The organism is Brooklawnia sp. (genome assembly GCF_049651565.1).
GTDB lineage: Bacteria > Actinomycetota > Actinomycetes > Propionibacteriales > Propionibacteriaceae > Brooklawnia.
Window position 1 is genome coordinate 1 of sequence record NZ_JBASCI010000154.1, and the last position, 5,038, is coordinate 5,038.

The 5,038-nt window shown below is 67.1% G+C and carries 4 protein-coding genes and 1 pseudogene; 4 read left to right on the plus strand and 1 reads right to left on the minus strand.

Features of this window, described 5'->3' with window-relative positions; all coding sequences use genetic code 11:
- Nucleotides 1-99: 99 nt before the first annotated feature.
- The gene (locus WBL05_RS07190) at nt 100-399 is read right to left on the minus strand and encodes a hypothetical protein (RefSeq protein ID WP_424224793.1); all 300 of its coding nucleotides are present in this window, start codon (nt 397-399) and stop codon (nt 100-102) included.
- Between the two features lie 242 nt (nt 400-641).
- On the opposite strand from WBL05_RS07190, the pseudogene WBL05_RS07195 reads away from it, so the two are divergent.
- The 4 genes and pseudogenes from WBL05_RS07195 to WBL05_RS07210 form a co-directional block, all read left to right on the plus strand.
- Nucleotides 642-1,663 (plus strand): annotated as a pseudogene (locus WBL05_RS07195) (IS3 family transposase); the annotation flags it as partial.
- A 37-nt stretch (nt 1,664-1,700) separates the two neighbouring features.
- Entirely contained in the window at nt 1,701-2,789 is a 1,089-nt protein-coding gene (locus WBL05_RS07200; protein ID WP_424224789.1) for a tyrosine-type recombinase/integrase, read from the plus strand.
- Between the two features lie 190 nt (nt 2,790-2,979).
- The gene (locus tag WBL05_RS07205; RefSeq protein ID WP_424224791.1) at nt 2,980-4,707 is read left to right on the plus strand and encodes a tyrosine-type recombinase/integrase; all 1,728 of its coding nucleotides are present in this window, start codon (nt 2,980-2,982) and stop codon (nt 4,705-4,707) included.
- Entirely contained in the window at nt 4,704-4,991 is a 288-nt protein-coding gene (locus tag WBL05_RS07210; RefSeq protein ID WP_324523622.1) for a DUF6262 family protein, read from the plus strand. Before WBL05_RS07205 ends, WBL05_RS07210 begins: the two co-directional genes overlap by 4 nt.
- Nucleotides 4,992-5,038 lie beyond the last annotated feature (47 nt).

A 5,038-nucleotide genomic window follows, 5' to 3' on the forward strand; every position in this document is an offset into this window, starting at 1 on the left:
CGGACACGTCGAGGCCTTCCGGTCAGGTTGAACAGACGCTTCCGATCCTGAAGGCCTCGACCCCCAACCACCCTCACCCCGCGCTCTGGCGTGTCGCGCTCACCCCCACCTCAAGGTTGAAGAGCCCAATATGTGGCCAAGCCCAAGTACGGCGCTGATTCGGTCGGTCTCCAGTTCGTCGAACGTGACCAATTGCGAGAGCTGAGCTTCGAGGACCTGCTGGTGCAGCCTCGCGTCGACTTCGACTACGAGGTGTCGTTCTACTTCGTCGACCGCACCTTCGAGTATGCGCTGTATGCGCCTCATGCCGACCAGCGATGGGTGCTCGAACCCTACGAACCGACCGAGGCCGATCTGTCCTTCGCGCAGCAGTTCATCGACTGGAACGACATCGAGCACGGGATCCAGCGCGTGGACGCCTGCCGCACGCGTGACGGCGGCCTCTTCCTCGTCGAGCTTGAGGACCTCAACCCGTACCTGTCCCTTGATCGGGTCGCTCCTCCCGTTCTGGATGTCTTCGTCCGGGACGTGACCTCATCCATCGCGGCCCTGGCCGGGGTGTCCCCGGGACTGCCGAAGGTTTGGTTGACTCCAAGACCGCATGACTCCCTCGAAAGGGTCGTGCTGAAAGGATGGCATCCATGCCGAAGATCGCTTACACCGACGAGTTCAAGCGCGACGCGGTCGCGCTTGTCGCCTCAGGCATCCCGCAGAAGCAGGTCGCCAAGGACATGGGGATGGCCAAAACTACCCTCCAAGCCTGGGTCCGCGACGCTCGCTTCCAGTCCCACGGGATGACCCCGACCACCGATCCTGAGCAGCGCAAGGACATGGCCCAGGCGTTACGCCGGATCCGCGAGTTGGAGATGGAGAACGAGGTCCTACGGCGAGCGGCGGCGTATCTGTCGCAGGCTCACATCACGCCCCCAAAATGATCTACCCGCTCGTGAAGGAGATGGCCGCGGTCGGTGCCCCCGTGAGGGTGCCGGTGGCGGTCGCGTGTCGGGTGTTGGGATTCTCCAAGCAGGGCTACTACAAGTGGCTCAAGCAGCCGGTCTCGGCCCGCGAGGCCGAAGAGCGTGAGCTGATCGCCGTGCTGCATCAGCTCCACGATGATGACCCGGAGGGCGGCTACCGCGTCCTGGCCGATGACATCACCGAGCTCGGGTACACACTCTCGGAGCGCAGAGTCTGGCGGCTGTGCCGGATCGCCGGCATCCAATCGGTGTTCACCACGCGCAAGACCCGCTACAAGAAAGCCGGCGCGCCCGTCCACGACGACCTGGTCAACCGGCAGTTCAGCGCCGAGGGCCCCAACACGCTGTGGCTGACCGACATCACCGAGCACCGCACCCGCGAGGGCAAGGTCTACCTGTGCGCGATCAAGGATGTGTTCTCCAACCGGATCGTCGGCTACTCGATCGACTCGCGGATGAAGGCCCGGATCGCCGTCAACGCGCTCGAGATGGCAGTGGCCCACCGAGGCCGGCCCACCGGGGTGATCGTGCATTCCGACCGCGGGTCCCAATTCCGCTCCAGACGCTTCCTGAAGGCCCTCAAACGCCACGGCCTGACCGGCTCCATGGGCCGCGTGGGGGCATCCCTCTTAACCGGCTATTCGACTCGCGATCCCTGGTGGCGACACGCCGACGCGCTGCGCGTTCCGCGCAGGTCTGACGCACGGGTGCAACATGTGTCGCATGACGGACAAGGAAGTCCTGTGGCTCGAGCAGCGTGATCGCAAGTGGGTGCTCGCTGGCGAGCACGCCGCGCGGTTCGAGTTGGTGGACGAGTACCTCGCGCATCTGCTGGATCGGAACTATTCGCCCGCGACTGTGAGGTCGTACGGGTATGACCTGCTCGCATTCTGCCGCTGGCTCGCGGGCCAGGACCGATCGCTCGAAGAGGTCACGACCGACAACCTCCTGGGGTTTCTGCGGGCATGCCGTGAAGCGACGCTGCCGGGAAGGCCGGGGCCGAACGTCGTCGGGATGGACGGCCGCCCGCTGGATCGTTATGCGGCGACGACGATCAACCGGCGGCTCGCGGCGATCTCGGGCCTGTTCACGTACGCGGGGTTGCGTGACCCCGCCAGACGCAACCCGGTCCCACGCGGCAGAGAAGCGCGCTGGCGAACCAGCGGGAAACGCTCCGGCATGCTCGCTCACACAGTCCGCCGCCCAGTTTCGCGGTCGGCGTTGAGGTTGCGGGAGCCGCGCCGGCTGCCGGTCGCGTTGTCGCCGCAGGATGCGGCGACGCTGGTGGGGAGTCTGCGGACGTGGCGGGATCGGGCGATTGCGGGGCTGATGCTGTGGTGCGGACTCAGGTCGATGGAAGTCCTCGGCCTCCACGTGAAGGACGTCGATATCGGCGGCCGTTGGGTCACAGTCACCGGGAAGGGTGCGAAGCAGCGGCGTGTCCCGCTCGACCCGGACGTCGCGTCGGTGATCGATGTCTACCTCCTCGCTGAACGGCCCGAGTCGGACTCCGAGACGCTGTTCCTGGTTGCGAAGGGCCCGAACCGGGGTGGCCCGTTGACCGCGGCGGGGCTGCGGACGGTGTTCCGCTACCACCGCGGCCTGACTGGGGTGACCGGCGGGCACCCGCACGCGCTGCGGCACACGTTCGGGACTGTGCTGGCCGAAGCCGGCGTCGATCTTGCGGTGATGCAGGCGCTTCTCGGACACGCGCATGTCGATACCACCGCCCGCTACGTCCACCTCGCCCCGGCTCACGTGAAGGCAGAGTTCGATGCGGCACGCGAACGCATCCGCTCCCAGCAGCGGTGACGCCGCCATCACATCCCTGCGAGGCGATGACCTCCGGGATGCGTATCTGCGTCACCTGACCGCGACCGGCCGCGGCAACAAGTCGTACGAATGGGCGGCGCGACGGTTCTTTGAAGCCTGGCCCGACCCTCAGGACTGGGCCGCAGCGCCGCTGGCGGAGCGGCTGTCGGCAGGGTCGGCGACGCGACCGGTGATCACGTTCCTCATGCTCCACGGCGGCCTCCGACCGGGATACGACTACCTGCTGTCGCGGAAGCTGTCCCCGCTCTGGCGGGAGATCCAGACCAGCCCGCTGCGCGCCGAGATCGACGGGTTCCTCGACGAGGCAGAACAGCTCGGGTTCACCGCCCGGACCAGACTCGCGACCGGCTCCCAGGCCCCGATCCGGTTGCTGATCCAGACCGGGAAGCCGATGCGACACCTCACCGTCGACGACCTGCAGGAGTTCGCCGTGGCCTGCCAGGAACGCGAGCACGCGACGGGGATCTCACATCGCCACTACTTCTCAGCGATCAGCATGGCGCACATGGTGCTGTTCCACCTGGGTGTCCTCGATTCCCCGCCCCGCATCGGCGGTCCGATCCCTTACGAAGAGCGACTCGCCGAGGTCACTGCTTCGTTGCGAGCAGAGCTTGTCGGGTATCTGGAACGCAAACGGGCAACCTGCGACCGCAAGACGGTGTCGGCGATGGCGACCCGGCTCAAGCACTTCGGTGTCTTCCTCACCGAAACCGACCCGGCGTTGACGTCGGTGAGGGATCTGGATCGGCGACGTCACGTCGAACCGTTCCTCGCGTCGCTGGTCGACGCGGTCAGCGACAAGGACGGCGCCCCGATCAGCATCGGCGACCGCAACCGGCGGGTCGTCGCGGTCGCGACGTTCCTCCGCGACATCACCGAATGGGGATGGGACGCCGCACCACCTCGGAAAGTGCTGTTCCGTGACGACATCCCCAAGCTCCCGCAAGTGTTGCCCCGCTACCTCCCGATCGATGCTGACCGGCGGCTCACCGCGGCGTTGACCGAGCATCCCGAGAACGAGTTGGCCGCTCTGGCGCTGCGGTTGCAACGCGCCTGCGGGCTGCGGATCGGAGAGCTGCTCGATCTCGAGCTGGACTGCGTCCACGAGCTCGACGGGAACGGGGCCTGGTTGAAAGTCCCGCTCGGCAAGCTCGCCACCGAACGCATGGTCCCCCTCGACCCCGAGACCCTGCACGTGATCGACCGGGTCACCCAGATCCGCTCCCATGGCCGCCCGCTCCCGCACCCCCGCTACCGGCGCCCGGCGCAGTTCCTGTTCACCTACCTCGGCCGCCGGCTCTCGCAACAGTGCGTCCGCCACGAGCTCGACCACGCCACCGAGGTCGCAGGTCTCGGGCACGTTACCTCCCACCAGCTACGACACACCTACGCGACCGCGCTGGTCAACGCCGGCGTCTCCCTGCAAGCACTCATGGCGCTCCTGGGGCACCAGTCCGCCGAGATGAGCCTTCGCTACGGGCGTCTGTTCGACCAGACCGTCCGCGCCGAATACGAACGCGCCCTCGACCTCGCGAAACAGAACACACCCATCGCAGCGGCGGGAGACATGGCCGGGCGCACCCAGCTGCCACTCACGGTCATCACCGGCGGCCGCGACTGGAAAGACACCCCGCTGCTGAAGTCCCGGATGGCCGGCGGGTTCTGCCTCCGCGCCCCCGCCCAGGGCGCATGCTCCTACGCGAACATCTGCGAACACTGCCCGTCCTACCGATCCGAGCCCTCCTCGTTCCCGATCCTCGCCGCGCAACGCGTTGACGCCGACGCCCTCGCTCGCGACGCGGAACAGCGAGGATGGATCGACGAGGCCGAACGCCACCACAAGCTCATCGCCCGCCTCGACGCGCTCATCGCCGACACGGAGACGCAGACCGGATGACCAACCCCACGCTGAACCAGATCGAACGAGCCTGCACCGAGCTCGCCCGGGACGGCCAACCGATCACGATCGCCGCGGTCGCCGAGCACGCGGGCATCTCCCGGTCCACGATCTACCGCAACCCGGAACTGCGCGCAGTGATCGAGCACCACCGGCAGACCGCTCCGGACAGCGGCATCACCGCGATTACCGACGAACTCACCACGCTCCGCCAGGCCGTCCAGACCCTCGCCGACACCGTCCGGCAGCACGACGCACAACTCCGCCGACTCACCCGCGACTGACCGCGTTACCCGGTCAAACCCAAACCCAGCGCCGATTAGCCGGATAA